Below are 25,665 nucleotides of genomic sequence, written 5' to 3' on the forward strand. Positions count from 1 at the left end.
TTTTGCGGTGTGGGATCAATCCATTTTATCGTCCAGACCCAGACGGATCAGCAGTTCACGCGCTGCGTTGTAACCCATCTTCTTCTGGCGGTTGTTGATGGCTGCAGTTTCCAGCACGACAGCCAGATTGCGGCCCGGTGAGACCGGAATGCTGGTGCTGGGAATGCTGACGCCCAGAATGTCGTAGTATTCGTTTTCCAGACCGGTGCGCTGGTAGTTCTTAGTGGGGTCCCATGCTTCCAGCTGAACCACAAGGTCAAGGCTTTCGCTCAGCTTGACCGCGCCCACGCCGTACACACGGGCCACATTGACGATGCCAATGCCGCGCAGCTCAATGAAGTGGCGGATATTCTCCGGGGCAGTACCCATGATCTGGCGGTTGGACACCTTGCGCAGCTCCACCGCATCATCTGCCACAAGGCGGTGGCCGCGCTTGACCAGCTCGATGGCAAGCTCGCTTTTGCCAATGCCGCTGTCGCCCAGGATCAGGATGCCTTCGCCGTACACTTCCACCAGCACACCATGGCGGGTGATACGCGGTGCCAGTTCCAGATTCAGCACACTGATCAGGCTGCCCATCAGAGTGCAGGTGGTCTCGTTGGAGCGCAGCAGTGCAACACCATGCTTCTGGGCCAGCTCCTGCATCTCCGGGAAGGGAGTCAATTCCTCGCTGCGGCAGACGATAACAGCCGGCGGCTGCTGACGGAACAGCTGATCCAGCGCTTCGTAGCGTTTTTCCGGTGAAAGGCCGGACAGAAAGTTCATCTCGGCCAGACCCATGATCTGCAGACGCAGCTTATCAAAATAATCGTAATAGCCCGCCAGAAACAGACCCGGGCGGTTCACTTCGGCGATCTCCACACAGATCTGATCCAGTTCCTTCGGCGTATAGACAACTTCCATGCTGACACGGTCGGTCAGCGTTTTGAGCGAGACATTGAATGTGCCCATTCTTGTTCCTCCTGTGCTCCCTTTTGCTGCACAGCCCTGCCTGCTGTCAGGTACCGTGCAGGATTCCTTCTTATTATTATAATAGAACGATCGGTAAAAAACAATATTGTGCGGGCGGCTTTTTCGCAGCCCGGCAAGAATGCACGCAGCAGCGCAGCCATGTACTGATTTTTTACATTTTTCTTACCTTTACACGGATTTTACATTCCCTCGATTTTGGATTTTACATTGCATCTGTATACTCAAAATCAGGAGAAACACATCAAAAACACGTCAAACCAAAGTGAGGAAATCTTTATGACCATCTTCAATGTCTTTTCCCTGCTTGGAGGTCTTGCCCTGTTCCTGTTCGGCATGGACATCATGGGCAAAGCACTGGAAAAGCAGGCCGGCGGCCAGCTGCAGAAGATCCTGAGCAAGCTGACTGACAACCCCCTTAAAGGCTTTTTCCTTGGCCTGTGCGTCACCGCTGTGATCCAGAGTTCCAGCGCTACCACGGTCATGGTGGTCGGCTTTGTCAACAGCGGCATCATGGAGCTGCATCAGGCCATCGGCGTGATCATGGGCAGCAATGTGGGCACCACTGTCACCAGCTGGATCCTGAGCCTTTCCGGCCTGCAGGGCGACAGCCTCCTCATCAATCTGCTCAAACCCACTTCTTTCAGTCCTTTGCTTGCATTTATCGGCATTTTGCTGTATATGTGTAAGAGTGAGAAGAAAAAAGGCGTGGGCACCATCCTCATCGGCTTTGCCGTGCTGATGACTGGCATGACCACCATGTCTAACGCCGTCCTGCCCCTGCAGAACGAGGCATGGTTCACCAGCCTGTTCACCCGCTTTTCCAACCCCCTTCTGGGCGTTCTGGTGGGTGCCCTTGTTACCGGCATCATCCAGAGCTCCAGCGCCAGCGTGGGTATTCTGCAGGCGCTGAGCGCCACCGGCGTGATCACCTACGGCAGTGCCATTCCCATTATCATGGGTCAGAACATCGGCACCTGCGTTACCGCGTTGATCTCCTCTGTGGGTGCCAACAAGAATGCACGCCGTGCTGCCATGGTCCATCTGTACTTCAACATCATCGGTGTGACCATCTTCCTTGTCGGCTTTTACGGCCTGAATACGGTCTGCCACTTTGCTTTTGTGAACACCACCATCGAGGCATGGGGCATCGCTGTGGTGCACTCGGTGTTCAATATCGTGGCAACGCTGGTGCTGCTGCCCTTTGCAAACCTGCTGGAAAAGCTTGCTATCCTCACCATTCCGGATTCGCCGGAAAAGGAAAGCTTTGCGCTGCTGGATGACCGCCTGCTGAACACCCCTGCCGTGGCCGTGGAGCGTGCACGCTCTGCAACTGCTGAAATGGCAGAGCTTGCCCGTGTGGGCGTGATGCAGGCCATGAGCCTGACTCATGAGTGGAACGACACCCTTGCGCAGAAAGTCCGCGAGGAAGAGACGCAGGTAGACCGTTACGAGGACGCTCTCGGCACCTACCTTGTCAAGCTTTCCAGCCGTGAGCTGAACCATGCCGACAGCCAGAGCGTAAATACTCTGCTGCACACCATCAGCGATTTTGAGCGCATCAGCGACCATTCCGTAAACCTGATGGAATCTGCCGAAGAGATGCACACCAAAGAAATCCAGTTCTCGCAGGATGCCCGCGACGAGCTGCAGGTGCTGGAGGATGCGGTGCAGGATATTCTGAACCGCACCACTGATGCTTTCCGCAAGGGTGATCTGCATCTTGCCAGCAAGGTGGAACCGCTGGAAGCCGTGGTCAACGAGCTGGTACGTGCCATCAAGGCCCACCACATTGCCCGCCTGCAGGCCGGCAGCTGCTCCATTGAATATGGCTTTGTGCTGGACGACCTGCTGACCAACTATGAGCGTGTGTGCGACCACTGCAGCAACGTAGCCGTTGCACAGATCGAGGTTGCACAGGACAGCTTTGATACCCACGCATACCTCAACGAGCTGCGTCACGGCAATGACACCAAGGAAAGTGAGGAATTCCATCGCCGTCTTGACCGTTACCGTGAACGCTATCTCTTCCCTGAAAATCAATCTGCGGAGGATTTTGACAAATGATCTATATTGTTGAAGACGATGCCGCCATCCGGGAGCTGGAACAGTATGCCCTGCAGTCCAGCGGATACGAAGTGACCAGCTTTGAAAGCTCTGAGCTGTTCTGGCAGGCCATGCACGCTGCAGAGCCGGAACTGGTGATCTTAGACGTGATGCTGCCCGGTGAGGACGGTTTTTCCATCCTGAAAAAGCTGCGCAACACCCCTTCCCTGCGCAGGCTGCCCGTCATCATGGTGACTGCAAAATCCAGTGAGCTGGACACCGTGCGCGGGCTGGACTGCGGTGCCGATGATTACATCTCAAAGCCTTTTGGCATCATGGAATTTTTGAGCCGGGTGCGCGCCGCCTTGCGCCGCTCGGCTCCGGAAGCACGTCCCAACGTACTCAGCTTTCACGAGATCCTGCTGGACAATGCCCGTCACAACGTGACTGTGAGCGGAACGCCGGTGGAGCTGACCTACAAGGAGTACAGCCTGCTGCGTTTGCTGCTGGAGAACACCAATCTGGTGGTGACACGCGAGACCATTCTGCAGGTGGTGTGGGGCACCGACATTTCGGTGGAGAGCCGCACTGTGGATATGCATATCCGCACCCTGCGCAAAAAGCTGGGGGATGCCGGCAAATACATCTGCACTGTGCGCAAGGTGGGTTACAAGCTGACCGATGAAGAGGAGGCCGGTGAAGAATGAAGCTGCGCAGCATGGAAGAAAAGATCAGCTACCGCCTGTTCCTGATGGGCTTCCTTGGTCTGCTGTTCACGGCGGCGCTTTGCATCTTTGTTTTTCACAAGGCATTCACGGCTCAGGCATGGACCAGCCTTGAGCGGGAAGCCGATCTGGTAAGCGCCGGTTATGATCTGGTGCAGGACCCGCAGCAGCTTTCGTCCTTCGTTACCAATGATCTGCGCATCACCCTGATCTCGCAGGACGGCAGCGTGCTGTTTGAATCTGCTACCGATCAGCCCATGGAGAACCATCTCTCCCGCCCGGAGATCCGTCAGGCCATGACCGAAGGTGTGGGCCGGGACATCCGCGACTCCCAGACCATGGGCTACGAGACCTATTACTATGCCATATTGCTGCCCAACGGCGAAATTTTGCGCATGGCACAGGATGCAGAAACGGTCTGGTCTATTTATGATTCGACCCTGCCTGCCATCGTGCTGAGCTGCGTTGCACTCATGCTGGCCGCCGCTGTGCTGGCAGCTCTGCTCACCCGTGCATTGGTCTCCCCTGTGCTGAGCATGACCGAAGATCTGGATCATATTCAGGACAATGTTCCCTATAAGGAGCTTGTCCCCTTTGCCGAAAGCATCCACTCTGACCGCATCCTCCGTGAGAACAATGAAAAGATGCGGCAGGAGTTTACTGCCAATGTCAGTCATGAGCTGAAAACCCCGCTGACCAGTATTTCCGGCTATGCGGAGCTGATCGAGACCGGCATTGCAAAGCCTGAGGATGTGCCGGGCTTTGCCCAGAAGATCCATGTGGAGGCCAGCCGTATGATCCAGCTGGTGAACGATATCCTGCAGCTTTCCAGTCTGGACAACGCCAGCGAAGCCGGTTCTGAGCCGGAGATGGAGACAGTGGATCTGCTTACCGTTGCCAAGGACTGCGTAGAGCGCCAGAAGCTGAATGCCCGCCGGGCTTACATCTCGCTGAACTGTCTGGGCGAAAGTGCTCTTGTGCACGGCAACCGTGCCCTGCTGGACGAGCTATGCCAGAACCTGTGCGATAATGCGATCCGTTATAATCGTCCCGGCGGTAAGGTACAGATCACCACAGCCTGCAGCCGCGACGGACACTGCACCCTGACTGTGGCCGATAACGGCATCGGCATCCCGAAAGAAGCACAGTCCAGCGTGTTTGAGCGCTTCTATCGTGTGGATAAGAGCCGCAGCAAGGCTACCGGCGGTACCGGTCTGGGCCTTGCCATCGTCAAGCATATCGCGCGCATCCACAACGCACGCATCAAACTGGAAAGTCAGGTGGATGTGGGCACTACCATTACTGTCACCTTCCCCACTGCCAACTGAATCACATCGGTAAAAATTTCACGTCTGCCTGCAATTGCGGGCAGGCGTTTTTTATTGTGATCTTTTCTCTGCCCACACCGTTCTGCAATGCACTGCGCTGCTGCAGATGCACAAGGTCGATGCCCTGCTGCCAGAAAGACTGCACCGTCTGCGTGCACAGTTCTGCCAGCTGTTCGCACTGTGCGGCGCTGGGCTGCGGCGTATCATAGCTGCGCTGACAGTCCAGCCGCAGACTGGCAGTTTCTTCCTGCAGGGTGACAGACACGCTGCATCGGCGGACCGTTACCGGCTCACCTTCCAGCCAGAACGTATGCACGCCGCCCATTTCCAGCAAAAGCCGCGCTGTTTCCGCCTGCCGGGCCTCCAGCTCAATGCTGTTTTCCACTCGCCAGAGGATGCTTGTATCTGCAAGTGCCACTTCCTGTTTCTCTGCCCGCAGCTGCGGCAGAAGCATTCCGTCCTGATACTGGTAAAGCCTCGGCATCTGGTCTGCGCACTGCTTGAGCTGCTCAAGCAGTTTGTTCGGAAATTCCTGCTTTTCTGCTGGAAGTTCCTCCAAAAATCCATCGTCCATTTCCAGCACAGAAACTTTTGCCGATACCCTGCCCTGCCTGTTTTCCAGCACCGTACGCTCATACGCTGCAAGCAGCTCTGCCGATGCATCCTGATCGATCAGCAGATAATCGCACAGGCGGTAATCCGCCTTTTGCGGCAGTTGCTTTTGAGCCGCCGCCAGCGCTTTTGCCAGCGTGTCCGCCTGCGCCAACTGCAGCTGCACAGCACCAGAAGCCTCGGATGCATCGGCGGCGGCTTCCGGAGCCTGATACAGCAGCCCTACGGTGATGGACTGTTCCTTCTGAGCAAGATACAGCGCACGCACCATGCTTTTTTCGGTGGTCTCGCAGCGCAGAAAAATCAGGCACCACCCGATCAAAAGCACCGCACTGAGAGCGCGCAGTTTCTTCTGCTTCATTTTACCGCTCCTTTCCCGCACTGCACCGCGCGCTGCCACACGGTACGCACTGCCGCGCAGAGAAAGCCGGTGCGGAAGATCGCGCAGGTGAGCCAGATGAGCAAAAGCAGCGCATCCATGCGGGAGAAAACATCTGCGCTCCATGCCCGCAGCAGCTCCTGTGCCGGGTAATCCGCTGCGCCAAATACGAGGCACATCCCGGCAGTAAGACCCGCCTGTACCAGAAAGGTGAGCCATGGCAGCCAGGACATGCTGCGCGGCTCTTCATAACCTGCAAGAAGCGGCCAGAACAAATACTCCGCATACAGCGGAACACGCGGCCAGCGGGTCAGTTGCACAGCATCTGCCGTCAGCAGGTGCGCCCAGTCCATCTGCCCGGCAAGCCCTGTCAGACAGACCAGCCCACCCAGCAGCACGAACCACCACAGCACCCGTGCCGGAGCATCCCAGCCGGAAGGCGGAATACACCACCCTGCCCAGAGCAAAAGCGGCAGCAGGCCGATCAGCGCCATGGAGCGGAACTCCTGCTGGCAGATGTTCTGGGCCTGCATTACGGTTTCAAACAACTCTGCCAGAAACCATGCTCCTGCGGAAAACAGCCAGACCCACTGCATGGCTGCCCGCTGCCAACAGGCAGAGAACACCCCACTGATGCATGTGAGCAAAAGAGTCTGAACCGCTCCATGAATGATCATCCCACGCGGAGAGATACCGGTCTGCATTTCTTCTGCCAGCGCAGCTGTCCACACGCTCAGTGCCAGCACGGGAGCAGAAAAGCCTTTCTGTTTTTGTATCATTTTTCCTCCCGTTTCTGCCAGATATTAAAGTCGTGCGCTGAAAGGCGGCGGTAGTTGCGGCGGATGATGCCATCCTCTTCCATGGGCCGCTGCGGGAACGGATGCGCCGCCAGATATGGCACCTGCAGGCAGGCTGTGCCGGAAAGACTGAGCAGAACTGCAAAAAAAGCTCCCGCAAGGCCCACCGGCCCGGCAAGGCCTGCAGCCAGCACCACGCCCAGACGCAGCAGCGTAGCAGGCTCGTACAAAGAGGGCGTGACGAACACCGCGATGGCCGTGATGCTTGCCACAAAGATCACCGGCGTGCTCATAAGCCCGGTGGCAATGGCAGCATCGCCGATGATCAACGCGGACACCAGACTGACCGAATGCCCCAGCGACTGCGGCATCCGCAGTCCTGCTTCCCGGATGACCTCCAAAATGAGTATGACCAGCAGCATTTCCGCAAACAGCGGCAGCGGTGTGGCCTTCTCCGCCGCTTCGATCTTGTACAGAAGCTGCGGTGGGATCAGCTCCGGCAGGTAGACCGCCAGACAGACGAACACACCCGGCAGAAATACTGTGAGGTAGAACGAAACATATTTGAGGATGCGCAGAAAAGAGGAAAACACGGCGGTGGATGCATAATCGTCCAAGCACTCAAAATTTTCGCAGAAAAGAGCCGGAAGCACCATGGCAGAGGGACTTCCGTTGACCAGCACCACGATCTTGCCCTCACAGATCTTTGCCGCCGCCACGGCAGGCCGCTCGGTGTAGCTTACCGGCGTGAACAGCCGCGCCCTGCCCGGCAGCAGCCACGGCACAAAGTAACTGGAATCCAGCAAAAGCTCCGGCTTTGCAGCGGCAAGCGCTTTGCGCACACGGATCACCATGGCGGAGTCTGCCCTGTTTTTGCAGTAGCAGATGGCGTATTCCGTTTGCATTTCGGTATCGGCCTGCGCCACCTCCTGCACCAGATGTTCGGTACGGATGAGCCGCCGCAGCAGGCTCAGATTGACCCGCAGCAGGTCGGCAAAGCCTTCGCGGGAGCCGCGCAGATTGCCCTCCCCGGAAGGCTCGTCTACCGAGCGGAACTTCAGTCCCTGCACCGAGAAGGCAATGCCCTTTGCGCAGCCGTCCAGCAGTAAGACCGCCATGCCTGCCGTCATTCGTTTGATCAGATCAGCCAGATCTGTTACCGGCTCACTTTCTGCCGGAAAGGCTGAGCCGTGCAGGATCAGCTCAAAGACCTGCGGCCCGGTGCAACGCTGGCCTGCCTGCTGCGGCGGTGCCTGACGGCTGGCCGCATCCAGTAAAAGCTCCCACAAAGAATCCAGGCTTGCCATGCCGTCAAACAGCAGGATGCTTCCCCTGCAATGATAAATCGTGATCTCCTTGGCATAATAATCCGCAGAGGTGCCAAACATTTTGTCCAGCACCGCAAGATTTGCCGCAAGGCTCTGTGATAACTGCCGCATCCAACCACTCCTTTGCACAGCAGTATGCCCGGCTGCAGCGGCATCCATTCCGTCAGAAACGACAGGAGGTCTTGTTACTTGAAGCTTCTGATCTGCCGCACGATCATCATTTATCTGTGCGTCCTGTTTGCCATGCGGCTGATGGGCAAGCGCCAGCTGGGCGAACTGCAGCCCGAAGAACTGGTGTCCACCATTCTCATTTCCAATCTGGCATCCATCTCCATTGAATCGGAAGAGGTGCCCATCACATCCAGCCTGATCCCGCTGTTTCTCATTGCAGCGCTGGAACTGCTTGGCTCCGTGCTGAGCTTCCGCAGCCAGAAATTCTTCAACTTTCTCTCCGGCAGACCAAAGACGGTGATCTTGGACGGGCAGATCGATCAGAAAGCCTTGCGGATGCTGCGGCTGACCACAGCCGACCTGATGGAAGCGCTGCGCGGTAAAAATATTTTTGACCCACGGGAGGTCTCCTACGCGGTGATCGAGACGAACGGTACCCTTTCGGCAGCACTGCGGCCAGAAAAAGAGCCAGCCCGTCTTGCTGACCTGCAGCTGAAGGTGACCCATATCAACGCCACCATTCCCTTTGTGCTGGACGGACAGGTGCTGGAAGACAACCTGCGCTGGTGCGGCAAGGACCGCGCGTGGCTGGAACGCACGGCGCAGGCCAACACCCTGCTGCCGGAAGAAATTTTGCTGCTGATCGGCAACGAGACCGAGGATTATTTTTTGCTAAAAAAAGAGAACCGCCGTGCCGGCGGCTCCCATTGAGGTGAGCGGATGAAGCGGATCTATGCATGTATCGCCATTGTGGCCGTACTGCTGAGCGTGGCCTTTTACAGCAGCTGGAAGGTGCAGAGCTTTGCGGATGTGATCTCGGCAGACCTTGACACCGCCGCCGAAGCCATCCGCAATACCGACTACCCTGCCGCCCGGCAGGCGCTTGCTGATGGTGCCGACCGGTGCGACCAAATGCGCACCAAAATGAACCACCTGCTGCGCACCGCAGATTTTACCGAGCTGGAAGCTGCACTGCGGGCGGCGGACGGACACCTGGAAATGGGTGCCCCAGAGGAGGCCTTTGGTGAGCTGCGCCGCGCACAGGTACAGGTGGAAACACTGGAATGGCTCTCGCACCGGCTGGTATAAACAAAAGCACCGGCCCTGCCCCATTGGGCGAAAGCCGGTGTTCTGATGCAAATTATTTCTGTGGTTCCTTGCGGTCGCCCATCAGCTTTTTCAGCTCATTGAAAAAACTTTCCACGTCTGCAAACTGACGGTAGACCGATGCAAAGCGAACATATGCCACTTCGTCGATCTTTTTCAGTTCCTGCATGGTCAGCTCACCGATGCGCACGCTGGGGATTTCACGGTCGTAGGAGCTGAGCAGCGTCTGCTCAATGCTGCTTACCGCACGCTCCAGCGATTCGTAGCTGACCGGCCGCTTGGCGCAGGCACGCACCATGGCGTTGAGCAGCTTCTGCCGGTCGAACGGCTCACGGGAGCTGTCCTTTTTGATGACCACAAGCGGAACAGTCTCCACGACCTCATAGGTCGTAAAGCGCATATGGCAGCTCAGGCATTCGCGGCGGCGGCGGATGCGCTCACTGTCTTCGGTGGGGCGGGAATCGATTACTTTGGATTCCTCGGCTCCGCAATAGGGACACTTCATGTTCTGTTCCTCCTGTCCGGTCTGACCGGGCTGTGTTTTTAGGCTTTGGTCTTGGGCTTGCGCTCACTCCACAGCACCCACGCAGAGGTGGAAACGCACAGCGAAGTGTACACGCCGCTGATCATGCCCATCATCAGCGGGAACGCAAAGGTAAAGATGCTGTCCAGACCATACAGCTTTGCCACGATGCACATAACGCCCAGCGCCATCACCGTGGTAATGGTGGTGATCAGGGTGCGGCGGGCGGACTGGTTCACCGAGTGGTTCACCAGCTCTTCAAAGGATGCCTTTTTACCCATCAGGGTGCGGTTCTCGCGGATACGGTCGTAGACCACAACGGTATCGTTGATGGAGTAGCCAAGGATGGTAAGCATGGCGGCAATGAAGTTGCCATCCAGCGCGGTGCGCAGCAACACGAAGGTGCCAAACACCACCATCAGGTCGTTCACAAGCGCCAGCACTGCCATCATGCCGCCGGTCAGGCCGCCGATGTTCTTGAAGCGCAGGGCGATGTACAGCAGGATCAGCACCAGTGCAAACACCACGGCAACCAGACTCTTCTGCAGGAACTTGGTGCCCATGGCAGCGCTGACGTTGCTTAGCGACAGTTGTTCAAAATTGTTGTCCGGGCAGCTTTCGTTCAGGCTGTCCAGCAGCTTGGCCACCTGCTCGGTAGTCACTGTTTCGGTACCGGGCATCGAGATTTTCAGGGTCTGGCCACCGGTAGCAACATTCTCACCGGTCTGCAGGGTCAGGCCGTTATTCTCCAATGCAGAGGATGCAACCTTCTGCACATCCGACATGGTAAAGCTGCCCTCGTAGCTCAGGGTGATCATGGCACCGCCGGTGAACTCGGTATCCAGATGGACACCCAAAACCACAGCGCACAGCACGATGGCTGCCATCAGGCAGGAGGAGATCGTCAGGAAGCGCTTGCGCAGGCCCACAAAGTCGATGGGCTTCTTCTCGGTTTTTTCCTTGCCGGGCTTTTCTGCACCGTAGAGCCAAGGGTTGCGCAGTGCCTTGATAGATGCCGCACCGCGGATCATCACACGGGTAGCAAACACGCCAAACACAAAGTTCAGCAGCACGCCGGTGAGCAGCGTGTAACCGAAGGCATAAATAGTGCCTGCGGTGGAGGGGCCAAAGGCAAAGAACACAAAGTGGAGTGCCTTTGCAAACATGCTGTCCGAGGGGCCAAAGGCACCCATCAGCACGATGGCCACGATGACGATGGTCACGTTGCCGTCAACAATGGGGGTCAGGCCGCGGGCAAAACCGCTCTTGAGCGCGCCATCCAGGGACTTGCCGTTTTTCAGCTCTTCCTTGATGCGTTCTGCCGTGATAACATTGGCATCCACGCCCATGCCGATGGCAAGGATGATGCCTGCGATGCCGGGCAGAGTCATGGTAAAGCTTTCAAACACCGGGAAGTAGCCGGAAACGAACGCCAGCGTTGCTGCCACCTGACCAGCCAGTGCAATACATGCAAGGAAGCCCGGCAGACGGTACAGCATCGTCATGAACACCACGATCAGTGCAAAGGCGATCAGGCCGGCCAGAACCATGGCGCTTAGGCTGTTCTCGCCCAGACTGGGGCTGACGGTGGAATAGCTGTCCACCGTCAGTGCAAAGGGCAGTGCGCCGGAGTTGATCTGGCGGGCCATCTTGACGACCTGCTCCTGCGTGAAAGGATTGGAAGCCGAGCTTGTAATGATGGCAGAGCCATCGGTAATAGCGGTGTTGACCGTAGCCGTGCTCACGTTTTCATCGTCCAGCCAGATGCTGATGGTGCCGCCCGATGCAGCCAGCTTTGTGGTAGCATCGCCAAATGCCTTGGCACCGTCCTCTGTAAATTTGAGGGAGACGAAATACTCCGAAGCACCGCCATTGCTGACGGGGCCATACTGAGCTGCGGCGCTCTCGATCATGGAGCCGTCCAGGATCAGCTCACCGTCCGCACTGCTTCCCTCGCGGAAGGTCAGATAGGCGGTGGTGCCGATCTCATCGATCGCAGCTTCCGGGTCAAAATCTGTCTCACCGGACTGCCACGGGAACTCCAGGATCAGGCTGTCGGAATTGTTGTCCACATACAGCTCGTAGTCGGTCACATTCAGCGCCACGAGACGGTTCTCAATGACGAGCTGGGCTGCTTCCAGCTGTTCTTCGGTAGCATCGTAGCCATCCGACGGCACAAAGGTGACGTTGACACCGCCCTTGATATCCACACCGAAGCGGATATCCTTTGCACCTTTGATGTAGGTCGTGGTCGTATCGCCGTACTTGGCATACACACCGAAGAACGCAGTATACACAAATACCACGATCAACAGCACTGTGGCGATCAGATGCCATGCTTTGCCTTTTGTTTTCATAAAATTCAGAGAACCTCCAAAAGCAGCAGTTCTTGCAGCTGCCGCCCGTATTCTAGCGCGGACCGCCTGCTCCGGCGGGCCTTATCATTTCCGCAAGGGGGCCGTCGTGCCGGCTTTCTTGCGACAAAACTCCCCTGACGGCCCAGACGGGCCGCACAGAGGAGATAAAATCAAAAAATGTTAGTCTGCCTTGTCAGCCAGCAGTTTTTCTGCCACAGCCAGACGCACACAGATGCACAGCAGTTCGGAAGCGGTTTCCACCTCGTCCAGACTGGGATAGGTGGGCGCAATGCGCAGGTGAGAATCCTCGGGGTCCTTGTGATAGGGATATGCAGAACCGGCACCGGTCAGGGTCAGGCCCGCATCCTTGCACAGACCCGCCACGCGCTTTGCACAGCCGGGCATCACATACAGGCTGATGAAGTAGCCGCCCTTGGGGTCCGTCCAGTGGGCAATATCCCCGCAGGGGATGAGGTTGTTCTTGAATGCGGTCTTGACGGCATCAAAGCAGGGCACCAGACGACGACGGTGCTTTGCCATGTGGGCCAGCACACCTTCCTTGTTCTTCAGGAAGCGGACGTGGCGCAGCTGGTTCATCTTGTCATAGCTGATGATCATGACCGAGAAGCGCTTGCAGATATACTTCATGCTGCTCTCGCTGCAGGCAATGGCAGAGACACCTGCGCCCGGGAAGGTGATCTTGCTGGTGGAAGTGAACATGAACACACGGTTTTCGTTGCCGTACTTCTTGCTCTCGTTCAGCAGCACCGGAGTCTCGATGATCTCATCGGTCAGGTGATGGACGATATAGGCTTCATCCCAGAAGATCTTGAAATCAGGCGCAGCGGTCTTCATCTTGGCAAAACGCTCGATGGTCTCATCGCTGTAGGTGTAGCCATCGGGGTTGGAATACTGCGGCACACACCAGATGCCCTTGATGTCAGGATCCTCGGCCACCAGCTTTTCCACAATGTCCATATCCGGGCCATTGGGGGTCATAGGCACGCTGACCAGCTCAAAGCCAAACTCCTCGGTAATAGCAAAGTGACGGTCATAGCCGGGCACCGGGCAGAGGAACTTGCGCTTCTCCACCTGAGACCAGGGGCACGGAGACTCCGGGAAACCGAACACATAGCCGATATTGACGAGGTTATACATCAGCTGCAGGCTGGAGTTGCCGCCCACGAACACTTCCTCCGGCTTTACGCCAAAGACATCCGCAAACAGCACGCGGGCCTCCTGCAGGCCTTCCAGCTCGCCATAGTTGCGGGCATCCGTACCGGCATCGGTGGTATAGTCATTCATCTTCAGCAGGTCCATAGCCAGATCCATCTGGTGAGGGCCGGGCTTGCCGCGGGCCATGTTCAGCTTGAGACCCTTGGCCTGAAATTTTTTATACTCTGCTTCGAGCGCTGCCTTTTCGGCAGTGAGTTCATCACGATTCATTGCAAGATAATTTGCCATTAGAAACACACTCCTTTATCGTACTTCCTGTTACCCATAGCGCCAGAGCGGCATTTTGCGGAGCATTCCTGCCAGGGAGCGTTCCCCATGCCATTCCAGACCTTAATATTATAGTACATTTTGCCCTCGGAAACAAGAATAATAAAGCAAAAAGCCCTGCCAAAAGCAAAAAGCTTTTGAAACAGAGCTTGAATGCCGGGTCTTTGCTCCCCTGCTGTACGCTAAAAGCGTCAGCTCAGAGCGACCTGATTTTTATAGCGCTTGCGCACCGCGCCGTATTCCAGATGTGCTTCGCCGCCTTCCACGGTATCTTCATCCACAGTTACGCGGATGATGGTAGCATCGGTGGGCACCTCGTACATGATGGGCAGCAGAATGCTTTCCATCACGCTGCGCAAGCCGCGGGCACCGGTCTTGCGCTCGATCGTCTTGCGGGCAATGGCGTGGAGTGCTTCGTCAGTGAAGTTCAGTTCCACATTATCCATGCTCAGAAGTTCCTTATACTGCTTCACAAGGCTGTTGCGCGGCTCCTTGAGTACGCGAACCAGAGCGTCCTCGTCCAGATCGTCCAGCACGGTAATGACCGGCAGACGGCCGATCAGTTCCGGGATCAGGCCGAACTTGACCAGATCGTGGGGTTCCACCTTGCGCAGCAGAGCCTTCTCCGCTTCGCTGGAATTATCCTTCAGGCTGCTGCCGAAGCCCAGTGCGGACTTATCGGTGCGGCGCAGGATATACTTATCCAAGCCATCAAATGCACCGCCGCAGATGAACAGGATGTTGGTGGTGTCGATCTGGATGAACTCCTGCTGCGGGTGCTTGCGGCCGCCCTGCGGAGGAACATTGCTCACAGTGCCCTCCAAAATCTTCAGCAGGGCCTGCTGCACGCCCTCACCGCCCACATCGCGGGTGATGGAGGGGTTCTCACTCTTGCGGGTGATCTTGTCGATCTCGTCGATATAGATAATACCGATCTGTGCCTTCTGCACATCAAAATCCGCTGCTTGGATCAACTTGAGCAGAATGTTCTCCACATCCTCGCCCACATAACCGGCTTCGGTCAGGGTGGTGGCATCGGCAATGGCGAAGGGAACGCCCAGCATTTTTGCCAGAGTCTGTGCCAGCAGGGTCTTGCCCACGCCGGAAGGACCCAGCAGCAGCACGTTGGACTTCTGCAGCTCCACATCGCTGCCCTTGCCGCTGAGGATGCGCTTGTAGTGGTTGTAGACCGAGACGGCCAGCACACGCTTTGCCTCGTCCTGACCGATCACATACTGATCCAAACCTTCCTTGATCTCGGCCGGGGTCAGGATGTTGATATCCAGATCGTCCGCAGGCTGGATGTGTGCACGGTTTGCACCACGGGCCGGTCGGGCGCTTTTGGGCTGATCCGGCTTGTCGGAAAGCAGGTCGTGGCACAGGCCGATGCATTCGCTGCAGATATTGACACCGGGGCCGATGATCATACGCTCCACTTCGTCCTGATGCTTTCCGCAGAAGCTGCAGACCAGATCCTTTTCGTTTTTGTCTCTGCCGGAATTGTTATTTGCCATAGCTGTTTTTCCTTATCCTGGGTAAATTAAATGTCGGCGGCTCAGCGGTGGGCAATGACCTCATCGATCAGGCCGTATTCCTTTGCCTGCAGTGCGGACATATAGTTGTCGCGCTCGGTATCCAGCTGGATCTTTTCCAGCGGCTGGCCGGTGTACTCGCTGAGCATGCGGTTCATCTTATCGCGGATATACACCATGTGCTCGGCATGGATCTTGATATCGGTGGTCTGGCCGGAAAGGCCGCCGCCCTGCCCGCCGATCAGCGGCTGATGGATCAGAATTTCCGAGTTGGGCAGTGCAAAACGCTTTCCCTTGGTGCCGCTTGCCAGCAGGAAGGCACCCATGGAAGCTGCCATGCCCATGCAGATGGTGGAAACATCGCACTTGATATACTGCATGGTATCGTGGATGGCCATGCCGGCGCTGATGGAGCCGCCGGGGCTGTTGATATACAGGCTGATGTCCTTGTCCGGGTCCTGCCCTTCCAGATACAGCAGCTGTGCCACAACAAGGCTGGCGGAGGTATCGTTGACATCCTCGCTCAGAACGATGATGCGATCGTTCAAAAGACGGGAGAAAATATCATAGGAACGCTCGCCATGGGACGACTGTTCCACAACGTAAGGAACAAAACTCATAAAGTTCGCCTCCTGAAATGGAATATAGTATTTGCAAAATTGACCGATACGGTTTCCCTGCCGGTTCTTCCGTATCGGTCAATTTTTACAACCTTTGATTGAAACCGTGCAGCATACTGCTCGCTTCAAAGGAACACAGGAGCTGATTACTCAGCGTCTGCAGCCTTCTCTTCCTCAGCAGCCTTCTCCACGATGTTTGCGTGGCTCTTGATGAAGTCGATGGCCTTGTTGATGGCCAGATCCTTCTTCAGGTCGTCAACATTGACCAGCTCACGAACCTTGTCCTCTTCCATCTTGTACTGGTCAGCAATGCGCTTGATCTCAGCGGAAACTTCCTCCTCGGAAGCCTCGATGTTCTCAGCAGCAGCAACAGCCTCCAGAGCCAGACGGATCTTGACCTGCTTCTCAGCCTGCGGCATGAAGGAAGCGCGGAACTGCTCCATAGTCTGGCCCATATACTTCAGGTAGTCCTCGAGGCGCAGGCCCTGCTGCTCCACGCGGAATGCAAAGTCGTTGACCATCTCGTCCATGCGGGCATCATACATTGCCTGGGGGATCTCACCCTCCATGCTCTCGATGACCTGATCCACCAGAGCATTCTCAACAGCCAGATCGTCCTGCTTGTCCAGCTGCTCCTGATTGTTCTTGCGGATGGAAGCCTTGAACTCGTCCAGAGTGTCGTACTCAGAGCAATCCTTAGCCAGCTCGTCATCCAGAGCAGGCAGCTCCTTGTACTTCACTTCGTGCAGCTTGATCTTGAACACAGCAGCCTTGCCAGCCAGTTCGGCAGCCTGATACTCGGTGGGGAAGGTAACATTCACGTCGAACTCTTCGCCAGCGGAGTGGCCCACGATCTGATCCTCAAAGCCGGGGATGAAGCTGCCGCTGCCCAGAGTCAGGCTGTAGTGCTCAGCCTTGCCGCCCTCGAAAGCCACGCCATCGACGAAGCCCTCGAAGTCGATATCAGCGATGTCGCCGTTCTCAGCAGCGCCCTCACGGGTCAGCTCACGGGCATTGCGCTCCTGCACACGCTTCAGCTCAGCTTCAACAGCCTCGTCAGAAACAGTATGGACAGTCTTTTCAACTGTCAGACCATTGTAGCTGCCAATCTTGACTTCAGGCTTGACAGCGACCTTGACGGTCAGGGTGACACCGTTGGTCTCATCAGCAGAGTCAACAGTGACCTCCGGACGGCCGACCGGCTCAACGCCAGCTTCCTTGACAGCAGCCTCGAAAGCCTCGGGGAACAGCTCATTGATGGCATCATAGGTAAAGACATCAGCGCCGTACATCTTCTCGATCAGAGCGCGGGGAGCCTTGCCCTTACGGAAGCCGGGAACAGCGTACTTCTTGCCTTCCTTCTTGAAAACATCGGCAACAGCCTTCTTGAAAGCCTCTGCGTCGATGGAGAACTGCAGTTCTGCCATGCTCTTCTCGAGCTTTTCACACTTGATGAAATTCATTTGTTTTTCCTCCACTCAAAAATTCTATTGCGCAGGGCAGGAAGTTTTTGCCCTTTGCAACCGCGCACTGCGTCCTGGATGAACTTGCTTTTGCAATATGCGGGGACGCGCGCGCTCAATTGGGTGCAACAATCGCGTCAAAAACTATTATAGCACGCTCCTGACACAATTGCCAGCCCAAATTGTTAATTTTTATTGGTTTTAACGGTTCAATTGATGCGGTACGGGCAAAAACGCAGCCCATCGGCACTGACCAGCTTGTAGTGGATGCCATCCACATCGCCCTGCACCGCATAGCGGATGGCATTGCCGTGCAGATGGCCATAGTAGCAGGTCCTGATGCTGTATTCCTTTAAGGTGGCTACGATCTCCGGCGCACTGGTGCCGGTATACACCGGCGGATAGTGCAGGAACACCAGCTTTTCCAGCCCGGGTTCGGCGGCATCCAAGCTCATGCGCAGCCGTCCGATCTCGCGGTTCATCACCTTTTCGTCGTGGGCCTCGCCTGCATCAAACAGCCAGCCGCGGGTACCGCACAGTGCATACCCCTCTACACTGTAGGAGTTGTTGTGCAGAATGTGCAGGGTATCAAAGCCTTCTGCTTTGAGGTAGGCATTCATCTTGTTCACGGTAGACCACCAGTAATCGTGGTTGCCCTTCATGATGATCTTCTGCCCGGGCAGGCTCTGCAGAAATTCAAAATCCTTACGGGTATCGGTCAGGCGCATGGCCCAGCTGATATCGCCCGCCAATACAATGGTATCCTCTGGTTTGATGAGCTTGCGCCAGTTTTTCTCAAGGCGCTCCACATAATCATTCCAGCCGGGAAAAATATCCATCGGCTTGGAAGCGCCCAGAGAAAGGTGGGTATCGCCAAGCACAAAAAGTGCCATGTTTTTTCTCCTGTTCTAAATGCAGCAGGATGTGTTATTCCTGATAGCCCAGCGCCACCTCGGCGATCTGCGCAGGATCGATCACGGTGTTAAAGCGCTCCGGCTTCTGGCGCAGCGCGGCAAGGCTTGCCGGTGCGGTATGCGCGGTAGCTGCTTCCAGCTGCTGCATTGCTTCAAAATCATTTTCCGGGGCGGTGCGGCCCAGTGCTTCCAGCACACTGCGCGGGAACTTGAAGGGAGACGCGGTGGACAGCACCACCATGGGCACGCCCGCGCGCTTTTTCTGCGCTGCCACATGGAACGCAACGGCGGTGTGGGTATCACACAGGTAGTTGTCCTTCTCGTAGCGGACACGGATCTCCCCTGCCACTTCTTCCTCACTGCTCCAGCCGCAGGAGAAGTTCTCCTGAATGGCAGCCAGCGTCTCCGGACGCACAGTATAGCTACCAGTCTCGGCAAGGCTCTTCATCAGGCCCGCCACCTCGGCATCACTGCCGGTGACATGGTACAGAAGGCGCTCGAGGTTCGAGGACACCAGAATGTCCATGCTGGGTGAGGTGGTCTTGAAGAACTCCCGCTTTGCGGTGTAGGTGCCGGTGGTGAGGAAATCGGTCAGCACGTTGTTCTCGTTGGAAGCGCAGACCAGCTTGCCCACGGGCAGGCCCATGCGCTTTGCATAGTAGCCTGCCAGAATGTCGCCGAAGTTACCGGTGGGTACGCAGAAGTCCACTTCATCGCCGAAGGTGATCCTGCCCGCCTTGAGCAGCTGGGCATAGGCGGCAAAGTAATAGACGATCTGCGGCACCAGACGGCCCCAGTTGATGGAGTTGGCGCTGGACAGGCGGATGTTCCGCTTGGCAAGCTCTGCTGCAATGGCAGTGTCACCAAAGACCTTCTTCACACCGGTCTGTGCATCATCAAAGTTGCCGCGCACAGCGTACACTGCCACGTTGGCACCCTCCTGCGTTGCCATCTGCAGGCGCTGGATCTCGCTGGTGCCGCCCGTGGGATAGAACACTGCGATCTCCACGCCCGGGATATCATGGTAGCCGTCCAGAGCTGCCTTGCCGGTATCGCCGCTGGTCGCCACAAGGATCAGGGTCTTTTCCGTGCGGCCCAGATTCTTTTTGGCTTCCACCAGAAGCTTCGGCATCAGCTGCAGAGCATAATCCTTGAATGCACAGGTAGGGCCATGCCACAGCTCTAAGGCATAGGTGTCCCCTTCCACCGGGGCAAGATAGCCTGCCTTGCCGCCAAAGGCCTCTCCGTAGGTCTTGTGGGCAGCTTCAGTCAGGAAATCCTGCGAGTAGTCGGTCAGATATTCTTTGATGACGGCAGCTGCCATGGCCGGGTAGTCCAGCTCGCACAGTGCCTTCACATCCACCTGCGGAAAGCTTTCCGGTACAAACAGACCGCCCTCGTTGGACAGGCCCTGTGCGATTGCTTCCGAGGAAGTCACTTTGCGGTTTTGGTCTCTGGTACTAAAAAACTGCATTGTTGTCGCTCCTTTTTCGCCGTAGAACGTGCAAAGCACGCTCTTCTGCTGTGGCAGAGAAGCCCTCTGCCCGTACATTTTCCCACCGGGGCCGTTGCTTTACGTGAGAAAAGCGCCCCTTATAATATGTACCATCCAGCGCCCGCTGTCAAGAGGGAACACTTCTGCCACGTCAAATCGCACCGGTGCATCGCTCAGGCCGTTCTGCTGCAGATAACACTGTGCTGCACGGATCAGGCGGCGCTGTTTGGGCCGGTCCACCGCTTCTGCCGGGCTGGCCAGAGAGCCTTCCGCACGGGTCTTGACCTCACAGATGACAATGGTCCCATCCGGCTCCTGCACCACAACATCCAGCTCACCCATCCGGGTGTGGAAGTTGTGTGCCAGCAGCCTGCAGCCCTGCTTCTGATACCAGCGGGCCGCAGCTGCTTCTCCCCTGCGCCCTGTCTCGGCGCGGTTCACTTTCCGTTCTCCGGCCAGTAGCCCTGCTTTTTGAGGAAGCTGCGGCGGTAGAACGGCTGGATGCCGTACTGGGCGATCAGCTCATAGTGGAGCTTGGTCGGGTAGCCCTTGTGCTTTGCCAGCTGATACTGCGGATACTGTCTGTCCAGTTCCAGCATATAGCGGTCACGGCTGACCTTGGCAAGGACGGATGCTGCGCCGATGCTGGCACTGGTGGCATCGCCCTTGACCACCGGCTGTGCCGGGACCAGCAGCCCTGCCGGGGTGCGGTTTCCATCCACGAGAACAAGGTTCGGCACGATGTCCAGCTCTTCCACAGCCTGCTTCATGCCGCCCATGGTGGCGTTGAGGATGTTGTCCCGGTCAATGATCTCCGGCCCCACAAAAACAATTTTGTAGGCCAACGCCTTTTCAATGATCTCATCAAACAGAGCTTCCCGCTTTTTCTCAGTAAGCTTTTTGGAGTCGTTGATGCCAAAGACCGGATTCTCCGGGTCCAGAATACAGGCCGCTACGCACACCGGGCCGCACAGAGGGCCGCGTCCGGCTTCGTCCACGCCTGCAAAGCAGCCATACTGACTGCGTACAGCGGCATCGTACTCATACAACGGAGCCGAGATCTCCTCGTCGGAACGGCGCTTCATTCGTCATCCTCCTCGGCAAAATCAGCCAGATCATCCCGCTGCGGCGGACGCTCCAGCGAGATGCGGCCCCACTTGCAGGCGCGGAACTCGTCCACCAGCATAATGGCGCAGCGCTCGGTGTTCACCTCGCCGCCGCGCACCAGCAGACCGCGCTTGCGGCCGATGGCTTCCATCAGCTCGTAGGGCGGCAGGGCCAGCGTTTCGGCATCCAGCTTGTAGCGCTGGGCCACAAGGTCGGGGTAGTTGCGGCGCACCTCGTCCAGCAGGTTCATGGCCAGCTCTTCCACATCCAGAATATCATCCTTGATGGAGCCGATAAAGGCCAGATTGGACGCAATGGTCTTGGAGTCAAACTTCTTCCACAGTACGCCGGGCATATCCAGCAGGTCAAATTTGTCGGTGCTGACCCACTGTTTGCCCTTGGTTACGCCCGGGCGGTCTGCCGCCTTGGCGCGGGCAGAGCCTGCAAAGGTGTTGATGAAGGTGGATTTGCCCACATTGGGGATGCCGCACAGCATCACCTGTGTTTTGGCACCGCCCATGCCGCGGTTCTGGCGGCGTTCCAGCAGGCCCGCCAGTTCTTTTTCAATGGCAGCCTTTACCGCATTGGCACCGCCCTTCTGCTTGGCGCTGATGGCCACACAGCCGGCATCTGCCGCACGGAAATACTTGATCCACTCTTCCGTTACAGCCGGGTCTGCCAGATCGGCCTTGTTCAGCGCGTATAGTTTCGGCTTGCGGGCCGTGATGCGCTCGATCTCCGGGTTCAGGCTGGAAAGCGGGATTCGGGCATCCAGCAGCACAAGGCTGGCATCCACGTGCTGGATCTCCTGCTCCATCATGCGCAGAGTCTTGGTCATGTGGCCCGGGAACCACTGAATATTGTACTGGTTTGCAAAGCGGGTATCCATTTCGTTCATTTTACCACCCCAAAATCTGTAAAGGGCATAAAGCACAAAAGCACCCTGCCCAGAATGTCCCGTTCGTCAATGCAGCCCACATAGGTGGAACGGCTGTCCAGTGATTGGTTGCGGTTATCACCCATCACGAACACCGTGCCCTCCGACACTGTGTACGGGAACTGCACATCGTAGCCAAGATAGGTAGGCTCTGCAATGTAGTCCTCCTGCAAGACCTCACCGTTCACCATGACCACACCGGAATCGTAATCAATGCTGATGGTATCTCCGCCCTTGGCGATGACACGCTTGACCAGCGGTTTACCGTAGGAGGTATAGCTGTCCACAATGACCACGTCACCACGCTGCGGGGTATAGCCTGCTCCCCACACGATGAGCTTATCACCGTTCACCAGTGTGGGCACCATGGAGCTGCCGTCCACCTGAATGATGCGGAAGAAAAACGAAAAGATCAGCACCAGCACCAGCGCTGCCGAGATCAATGCCTCGTACCATTCCAGCAGGTTCTGCCCGCGCACGGGCTTTGTCTGTTCCTGTTTTTCCATATCCGGTACACCTCACCTTCTGGTTTTACACTGCTGACCCGATTATACCGCAACCGACAGGCTCTTCGCAAGAACGGTGCCTGCAAAAAGCCGCATTTTTCCGAAATTTTGATAAAGAAAAAAGGGACAACAAGGTTGTCCCTTTTCTCCCGTTTCAAATCGGGGATGATCAAATATCGCTCTTGACCTTGGCAGCCTTGCCCGTACGGCCACGCAGGTAGAACAGCTTTGCGCGGCGGACCTTGCCCTTGCGGACAACGGTGACCTTCTCAACGAAGGGGCTGTTGATGGGGAAGACACGCTCGATGCCAACACCGTAAGCAACGCGGCGAACGGTAAAGGTCTCAGCAACGCCGCCGTGCTTCTTTGCGATCACAGTGCCCTCAAAGGCCTGAATGCGCTCACGGTCGCCTTCCTTGATACGAACATCAACGCGGACGGTATCGCCAACGTTGAACTGGGGCTTTTCAGCCTTGATGCTGCCTTCAGAAATAATCTTCAGTGCGTCCATTTTTGAATCCTCCATTTGTTTTTAGACGTTCATACACGGCACTTTGCCGTCAGAGGACCGCCCGTTTAATGATATTGTCATTAACCCCGCTGTGGTCTCAGCGGACACTAACGCCTAAATAGGATATCACAAAACCTGCGTGAATGCAAGCGTTCTGACCAAAATAAATGCAAAAATTTTCTGTTTTGCCCAACAGACAGTCTTTCACGCTCCGATCAGACAAACAGCTGCTTATCTGCCGTCAAAAACTTTTTGCGCAGGATGTTGGCGCTGACGGCAGGCAGGCCGAATTTTTCTTCCAGAAAGCCGGTGAGCAGCGAGGGGTTCAGGTTCAGCTCCTGCGCAGCGGGCAGGCACAGATCAATGTGCACGCTGTCCCCCTCCGTGGTGTACTCCACCTTGGGCAGATATTCCTTCAGCTCAATGATCTTGTTGCCTTTTTTGCCGTGCTTTTCCACCGGGGCGCTTTCCAGCGCGTTGTACGCATCCAGCGCCGCAGCCGCTGCCGCCGGGTAGGTGATGCGATAGCATGCGTAGGCAATGAGGTCCGCTTTCATCTGCACCGGGCCAACGTGCGTGATCACGATGCCTGCGGGCATGATGGCATTGAGGGCCGCTTTCCACTGTTCAAAATCCGGGGCTTCCGCTTCGGTCTTGACGTCCACGCACTCGCACTCGCTCTCCTGCCCCAGAGAAAGCGGGCAGGCAAAGGTCATATAGATGTGGGGATTGAAACCCAGCGTATGCCACACCGGCAGGCCGCTGCGCTTGAGCACCCGCTGCATCACCCGCTGCAGGTCCAGCAGGGAGATGTAGGAGGCCTCATTCTTTTTCTCAAACGAGATTCTGACTGTAATCAAAGCAGGGACCTCCTAACAGGTGATTTGCACCGCAGCCGTGGCAGGCACGGTTGCAGGGCTGGGTAGTCTGGGCGGCAAGGGCCTTTTTGTACTCCCGTACCAGATATTCGTGGGTAACACCGTAGTCCATATGGGACCAGGGCGTTACCTCGTCCAGACCGATGGGCCGCTGGCAGTAGAACGCCGGGTCGATGCCCAGATCAGCAAAGGTCTGCAGCCAAGTATCGTACTTGAAGCACTCCTCCCAGCCGTCGAAGTAGCAGCCGCGCTTGTAGGCTTCCACAATGACCGGTGCCAGACGGCGGTCGCCCTTGGCGAACACGCCCTCCAAAAAGCTGGTGGTGCTGTCGTGGTAGTTGACCTTGATCTTGCGGCTGCGCACACTTTCCAGCAGGTGCTTCTGCTTGGCGCGCAGCATTTCTTCAGTGTCCATGGGCACGAACTCAAACGGCGTATGGGGCTTGGGCACAAAGCAGGCACAGCTGATGGTCACCTGAACGCCCTTTCCCTTGCCGCGCTTGGGCAGCGAATAATAGAGGTCTACCACCTTCTGCGCCGTCTCTGCGATGCCCTCAATGTCCTCCATGGTCTCAGTGGGCAGGCCCATCATGAAGTAGAGCTTGACCGAGGTGTAGCCCGCGTTGAATGCAATGGTGCAGGTCTTTTCGATCTCATCCCATGTGACATTCTTGTTGATGACGTTGCGCAGGCGCTGGGTGCCGGCTTCGGCGGCGAAGGTCAGGCCGCTCTTGCGCACCTTGGTGGTCTTTTCAATGAGGCTCTGGGAGAAGTTGTCCACGCGCAGCGAAGGCAGCGACAGACTCACATGCTCCTTGGGTGCCCACTCGTTCAGATCGTCCAGCAGCTCTTCCAGCTGCCCGTGGTCAGAGGTGGACAGGCTGGAAAGGCTCAGTTCTTCATAGCCGGTGTTAGCGCACAGCTCCTGCGCCGCCCTGTTCAGAAGGCCCGCGTCACGCTGGCGCATGGGACGGTACAGAAAGCCCGCCTGACAGAAACGGCAGCCACGCACACAGCCGCGCAGCACCTCGATGCTGGCGCGGTCCTGAATGGCACCCACCATGGGCACCACGAAATTCGTAGGCGGGGCAAACTCGTTCAGGTCCTTGATGATCGCCTTGGTGATGCGCGCTGGGATGCCCGGCTCATTGGGGGTGATGGCCTTGACCCGGCCATCTTCGTAATACTCCACATCGTAGAACGCCGGGATATAGACGCCGGGGATCTTTGCAATGCGCAGCAGCAGTTCCTTTTTGGAAACGCCGCCCTCCTTCTTGGCCTTTTCGATCTCGGCGCAGATGCCGGGCAGCTGGTTTTCGCCCTCACCCAGCTGGACCACATCAAAAAAGTCCGCAATGGGTTCCGCGTTGCAGGCGCAGGGGCCGCCCGCCACGATCAGCGGCCAGCTTTCATCGCGATCCTTGGAATAGAACGGGATGCCCGCCAGATCCAGCATAGCCAGAATATTGGTATAGGAAAGCTCGTACTGCAGGGTGAAGCCCACTGCATCAAAAGCGGTGAGCGGGTCCTTGCTCTCCATGGTGTAGAGCGGCAGACCAAGACGCTCCATCTCAGCCTTCATATCCAGCCACGGCATAAAAGCACGCTCGCACCACCAGTTTTCGTGGCGGTTGAGCAGCTCATACAGGATCTTTTCGCCGAGGAAGGACATACCCACCTCATAGGTGTCCGGAAAGCAGAACGCAAAGCGGACATCCACTTTTTCTTTGTCCTTATATACACTGCCGGGTTCTCCGCCGGTATAACGACCAGGCTTCTGTACCCGTCCCAGTGCTTCTTTCAGTTTTGGATCAAACATCGAGTCCTCCAATAAACAGTCCATTTTTACACGTCATT

24 protein-coding genes are annotated in these 25,665 nt (G+C 56.7%); 5 read left to right on the plus strand and 19 right to left on the minus strand.

The annotated features are described in order from the left end of the window. Positions 1–15 precede the first annotated feature (15 nt). Entirely contained in the window at positions 16–951 is a 936-nt protein-coding gene (gene hprK / locus MTP41_RS00720) for an HPr(Ser) kinase/phosphatase (RefSeq protein ID WP_005941969.1), read from the minus strand. 297 nt (positions 952–1,248) lie between these two features. Here hprK and MTP41_RS00725 point away from each other — a divergent pair, with 297 nt between their 5' ends. The 3 genes from MTP41_RS00725 to MTP41_RS00735 are packed head-to-tail and all read left to right on the plus strand — an operon-like array spanning position 1,249 to position 5,068. Continuing rightward, positions 1,249–3,036 (plus strand): Na/Pi cotransporter family protein, encoded by a 1,788-nt coding sequence (locus MTP41_RS00725; RefSeq protein WP_120020220.1) that lies wholly within the window; start codon positions 1,249–1,251, stop codon positions 3,034–3,036. Further along, positions 3,033–3,722 (plus strand): response regulator transcription factor, encoded by a 690-nt coding sequence (locus MTP41_RS00730; protein ID WP_120119793.1) that lies wholly within the window; start codon positions 3,033–3,035, stop codon positions 3,720–3,722. Before MTP41_RS00725 ends, MTP41_RS00730 begins: the two co-directional genes overlap by 4 nt. After that, positions 3,719–5,068, plus strand: a complete 1,350-nt coding sequence (locus tag MTP41_RS00735; RefSeq protein WP_249235959.1) for a sensor histidine kinase — start codon at positions 3,719–3,721, stop codon at positions 5,066–5,068. The genes MTP41_RS00730 and MTP41_RS00735 overlap by 4 nt, the downstream gene beginning before the upstream one ends. A 1-nt stretch (position 5,069) precedes the next feature. Here the strand turns inward: MTP41_RS00735 and MTP41_RS00740 are convergent, their stop codons facing one another. From MTP41_RS00740 to MTP41_RS00750, 3 genes are read right to left on the minus strand one after another with little or no spacing between them, the layout of a single operon-like run. Continuing rightward, positions 5,070–6,041, minus strand: a complete 972-nt coding sequence (locus tag MTP41_RS00740) for a hypothetical protein (RefSeq protein ID WP_249235960.1) — start codon at positions 6,039–6,041, stop codon at positions 5,070–5,072. Continuing rightward, positions 6,038–6,838 carry a hypothetical protein gene (locus MTP41_RS00745; RefSeq protein WP_249235961.1) on the minus strand — a complete coding sequence of 267 codons (801 nt, stop codon included), beginning with the start codon at positions 6,836–6,838 and terminating at the stop codon, positions 6,038–6,040. The genes MTP41_RS00740 and MTP41_RS00745 overlap by 4 nt, the downstream gene beginning before the upstream one ends. Then, positions 6,835–8,295 carry a spore germination protein gene (locus MTP41_RS00750; RefSeq protein WP_249235962.1) on the minus strand — a complete coding sequence of 487 codons (1,461 nt, stop codon included), beginning with the start codon at positions 8,293–8,295 and terminating at the stop codon, positions 6,835–6,837. The genes MTP41_RS00745 and MTP41_RS00750 overlap by 4 nt, the downstream gene beginning before the upstream one ends. A gap of 78 nt (positions 8,296–8,373) precedes the next feature. Here MTP41_RS00750 and MTP41_RS00755 point away from each other — a divergent pair, with 78 nt between their 5' ends. Next, positions 8,374–9,066 carry a DUF421 domain-containing protein gene (locus MTP41_RS00755; protein ID WP_249235963.1) on the plus strand — a complete coding sequence of 231 codons (693 nt, stop codon included), beginning with the start codon at positions 8,374–8,376 and terminating at the stop codon, positions 9,064–9,066. 9 nt (positions 9,067–9,075) lie between these two features. Next, positions 9,076–9,444: a DUF4363 family protein gene (locus MTP41_RS00760; protein ID WP_097782131.1), complete on the plus strand. Its 369-nt coding sequence runs from the start codon at positions 9,076–9,078 to the stop codon at positions 9,442–9,444. 52 nt (positions 9,445–9,496) lie between these two features. Here MTP41_RS00760 and nrdR read toward each other — a convergent pair whose 3' ends face one another. The 15 genes from nrdR to MTP41_RS00835 all read right to left on the minus strand — a co-directional run bounded on the left by nrdR (position 9,497) and on the right by MTP41_RS00835 (position 25,627). Next, positions 9,497–9,967 (minus strand): transcriptional regulator NrdR, encoded by a 471-nt coding sequence (gene nrdR / locus MTP41_RS00765; RefSeq protein ID WP_044953681.1) that lies wholly within the window; start codon positions 9,965–9,967, stop codon positions 9,497–9,499. Between the two features lie 38 nt (positions 9,968–10,005). Beyond that, the gene (gene secF, locus MTP41_RS00770) at positions 10,006–12,342 is read right to left on the minus strand and encodes a protein translocase subunit SecF (RefSeq protein WP_249235964.1); all 2,337 of its coding nucleotides are present in this window, start codon (positions 12,340–12,342) and stop codon (positions 10,006–10,008) included. 180 nt (positions 12,343–12,522) lie between these two features. Then, a complete protein-coding gene (locus tag MTP41_RS00775; RefSeq protein ID WP_118527346.1) occupies positions 12,523–13,806 on the minus strand; it encodes an aminotransferase class I/II-fold pyridoxal phosphate-dependent enzyme in 1,284 nt (427 codons plus the stop codon). A gap of 230 nt (positions 13,807–14,036) precedes the next feature. Then, positions 14,037–15,359, minus strand: coding sequence for an ATP-dependent Clp protease ATP-binding subunit ClpX (gene clpX / locus MTP41_RS00780; protein ID WP_097777745.1), 1,323 nt, complete (start codon positions 15,357–15,359; stop codon positions 14,037–14,039). Between the two features lie 41 nt (positions 15,360–15,400). Continuing rightward, positions 15,401–15,997, minus strand: coding sequence for an ATP-dependent Clp endopeptidase proteolytic subunit ClpP (gene clpP, locus MTP41_RS00785; RefSeq protein ID WP_005941935.1), 597 nt, complete (start codon positions 15,995–15,997; stop codon positions 15,401–15,403). Between the two features lie 146 nt (positions 15,998–16,143). After that, on the minus strand, positions 16,144–17,460 hold the full coding sequence (tig, locus tag MTP41_RS00790) for a trigger factor (RefSeq protein ID WP_249235965.1): 1,317 nt from the start codon (positions 17,458–17,460) through the stop codon (positions 16,144–16,146). A 209-nt stretch (positions 17,461–17,669) separates the two neighbouring features. Next, the gene (locus tag MTP41_RS00795; RefSeq protein WP_005941928.1) at positions 17,670–18,353 is read right to left on the minus strand and encodes a metallophosphoesterase; all 684 of its coding nucleotides are present in this window, start codon (positions 18,351–18,353) and stop codon (positions 17,670–17,672) included. A 34-nt stretch (positions 18,354–18,387) separates the two neighbouring features. After that, on the minus strand, positions 18,388–19,848 hold the full coding sequence (thrC, locus tag MTP41_RS00800; RefSeq protein WP_249235966.1) for a threonine synthase: 1,461 nt from the start codon (positions 19,846–19,848) through the stop codon (positions 18,388–18,390). A gap of 99 nt (positions 19,849–19,947) precedes the next feature. After that, positions 19,948–20,310 (minus strand): YraN family protein, encoded by a 363-nt coding sequence (locus tag MTP41_RS00805; protein ID WP_120079326.1) that lies wholly within the window; start codon positions 20,308–20,310, stop codon positions 19,948–19,950. Further along, entirely contained in the window at positions 20,307–20,954 is a 648-nt protein-coding gene (locus MTP41_RS00810) for a ribonuclease HII (RefSeq protein ID WP_097777741.1), read from the minus strand. The genes MTP41_RS00805 and MTP41_RS00810 overlap by 4 nt, the downstream gene beginning before the upstream one ends. Then, positions 20,951–21,874 carry a ribosome biogenesis GTPase YlqF gene (gene ylqF, locus MTP41_RS00815; protein WP_005941918.1) on the minus strand — a complete coding sequence of 308 codons (924 nt, stop codon included), beginning with the start codon at positions 21,872–21,874 and terminating at the stop codon, positions 20,951–20,953. Before ylqF ends, MTP41_RS00810 begins: the two co-directional genes overlap by 4 nt. Beyond that, positions 21,871–22,419, minus strand: coding sequence for a signal peptidase I (gene lepB / locus MTP41_RS00820; RefSeq protein WP_249235967.1), 549 nt, complete (start codon positions 22,417–22,419; stop codon positions 21,871–21,873). Before lepB ends, ylqF begins: the two co-directional genes overlap by 4 nt. Positions 22,420–22,588: 169 nt before the next feature. After that, positions 22,589–22,930: a 50S ribosomal protein L19 gene (gene rplS / locus MTP41_RS00825; protein ID WP_022257134.1), complete on the minus strand. Its 342-nt coding sequence runs from the start codon at positions 22,928–22,930 to the stop codon at positions 22,589–22,591. Positions 22,931–23,145: 215 nt separating this feature from the next. Then, on the minus strand, positions 23,146–23,790 hold the full coding sequence (locus MTP41_RS00830; protein WP_249235968.1) for a TIGR03936 family radical SAM-associated protein: 645 nt from the start codon (positions 23,788–23,790) through the stop codon (positions 23,146–23,148). Continuing rightward, the gene (locus MTP41_RS00835; RefSeq protein ID WP_249235969.1) at positions 23,765–25,627 is read right to left on the minus strand and encodes a TIGR03960 family B12-binding radical SAM protein; all 1,863 of its coding nucleotides are present in this window, start codon (positions 25,625–25,627) and stop codon (positions 23,765–23,767) included. Before MTP41_RS00835 ends, MTP41_RS00830 begins: the two co-directional genes overlap by 26 nt. Positions 25,628–25,665: the final 38 nt, after the last annotated feature.

This window comes from Faecalibacterium sp. I4-3-84 (assembly GCF_023347255.1).
Classification (GTDB): domain Bacteria; phylum Bacillota; class Clostridia; order Oscillospirales; family Ruminococcaceae; genus Faecalibacterium; species Faecalibacterium taiwanense.

Coding starts and splice junctions, on each gene's coding strand:
- MTP41_RS00740 (WP_249235960.1), bottom strand. CDS start 6,041: ATGAAGCAGAAGAAACTGCGCGCTCTCAGTGCGGTGCTTTTGATCGGG.
- MTP41_RS00795 (WP_005941928.1), bottom strand. CDS start 18,353: ATGGCACTTTTTGTGCTTGGCGATACCCACCTTTCTCTGGGCGCTTCC.
- tig (WP_249235965.1), bottom strand. CDS start 17,460: ATGAATTTCATCAAGTGTGAAAAGCTCGAGAAGAGCATGGCAGAACTG.
- MTP41_RS00810 (WP_097777741.1), bottom strand. CDS start 20,954: ATGAAGCGCCGTTCCGACGAGGAGATCTCGGCTCCGTTGTATGAGTAC.
- MTP41_RS00750 (WP_249235962.1), bottom strand. CDS start 8,295: ATGCGGCAGTTATCACAGAGCCTTGCGGCAAATCTTGCGGTGCTGGAC.
- clpP (WP_005941935.1), bottom strand. CDS start 15,997: ATGAGTTTTGTTCCTTACGTTGTGGAACAGTCGTCCCATGGCGAGCGT.
- MTP41_RS00835 (WP_249235969.1), bottom strand. CDS start 25,627: ATGTTTGATCCAAAACTGAAAGAAGCACTGGGACGGGTACAGAAGCCT.
- rplS (WP_022257134.1), bottom strand. CDS start 22,930: ATGGACGCACTGAAGATTATTTCTGAAGGCAGCATCAAGGCTGAAAAG.
- lepB (WP_249235967.1), bottom strand. CDS start 22,419: ATGGAAAAACAGGAACAGACAAAGCCCGTGCGCGGGCAGAACCTGCTG.
- MTP41_RS00760 (WP_097782131.1), top strand. CDS start 9,076: ATGAAGCGGATCTATGCATGTATCGCCATTGTGGCCGTACTGCTGAGC.
- MTP41_RS00730 (WP_120119793.1), top strand. CDS start 3,033: ATGATCTATATTGTTGAAGACGATGCCGCCATCCGGGAGCTGGAACAG.
- nrdR (WP_044953681.1), bottom strand. CDS start 9,967: ATGAAGTGTCCCTATTGCGGAGCCGAGGAATCCAAAGTAATCGATTCC.
- MTP41_RS00775 (WP_118527346.1), bottom strand. CDS start 13,806: ATGGCAAATTATCTTGCAATGAATCGTGATGAACTCACTGCCGAAAAG.
- ylqF (WP_005941918.1), bottom strand. CDS start 21,874: ATGAACGAAATGGATACCCGCTTTGCAAACCAGTACAATATTCAGTGG.
- MTP41_RS00745 (WP_249235961.1), bottom strand. CDS start 6,838: ATGATACAAAAACAGAAAGGCTTTTCTGCTCCCGTGCTGGCACTGAGC.
- hprK (WP_005941969.1), bottom strand. CDS start 951: ATGGGCACATTCAATGTCTCGCTCAAAACGCTGACCGACCGTGTCAGC.
- thrC (WP_249235966.1), bottom strand. CDS start 19,848: ATGCAGTTTTTTAGTACCAGAGACCAAAACCGCAAAGTGACTTCCTCG.
- secF (WP_249235964.1), bottom strand. CDS start 12,342: ATGAAAACAAAAGGCAAAGCATGGCATCTGATCGCCACAGTGCTGTTG.
- clpX (WP_097777745.1), bottom strand. CDS start 15,359: ATGGCAAATAACAATTCCGGCAGAGACAAAAACGAAAAGGATCTGGTC.
- MTP41_RS00735 (WP_249235959.1), top strand. CDS start 3,719: ATGAAGCTGCGCAGCATGGAAGAAAAGATCAGCTACCGCCTGTTCCTG.
- MTP41_RS00725 (WP_120020220.1), top strand. CDS start 1,249: ATGACCATCTTCAATGTCTTTTCCCTGCTTGGAGGTCTTGCCCTGTTC.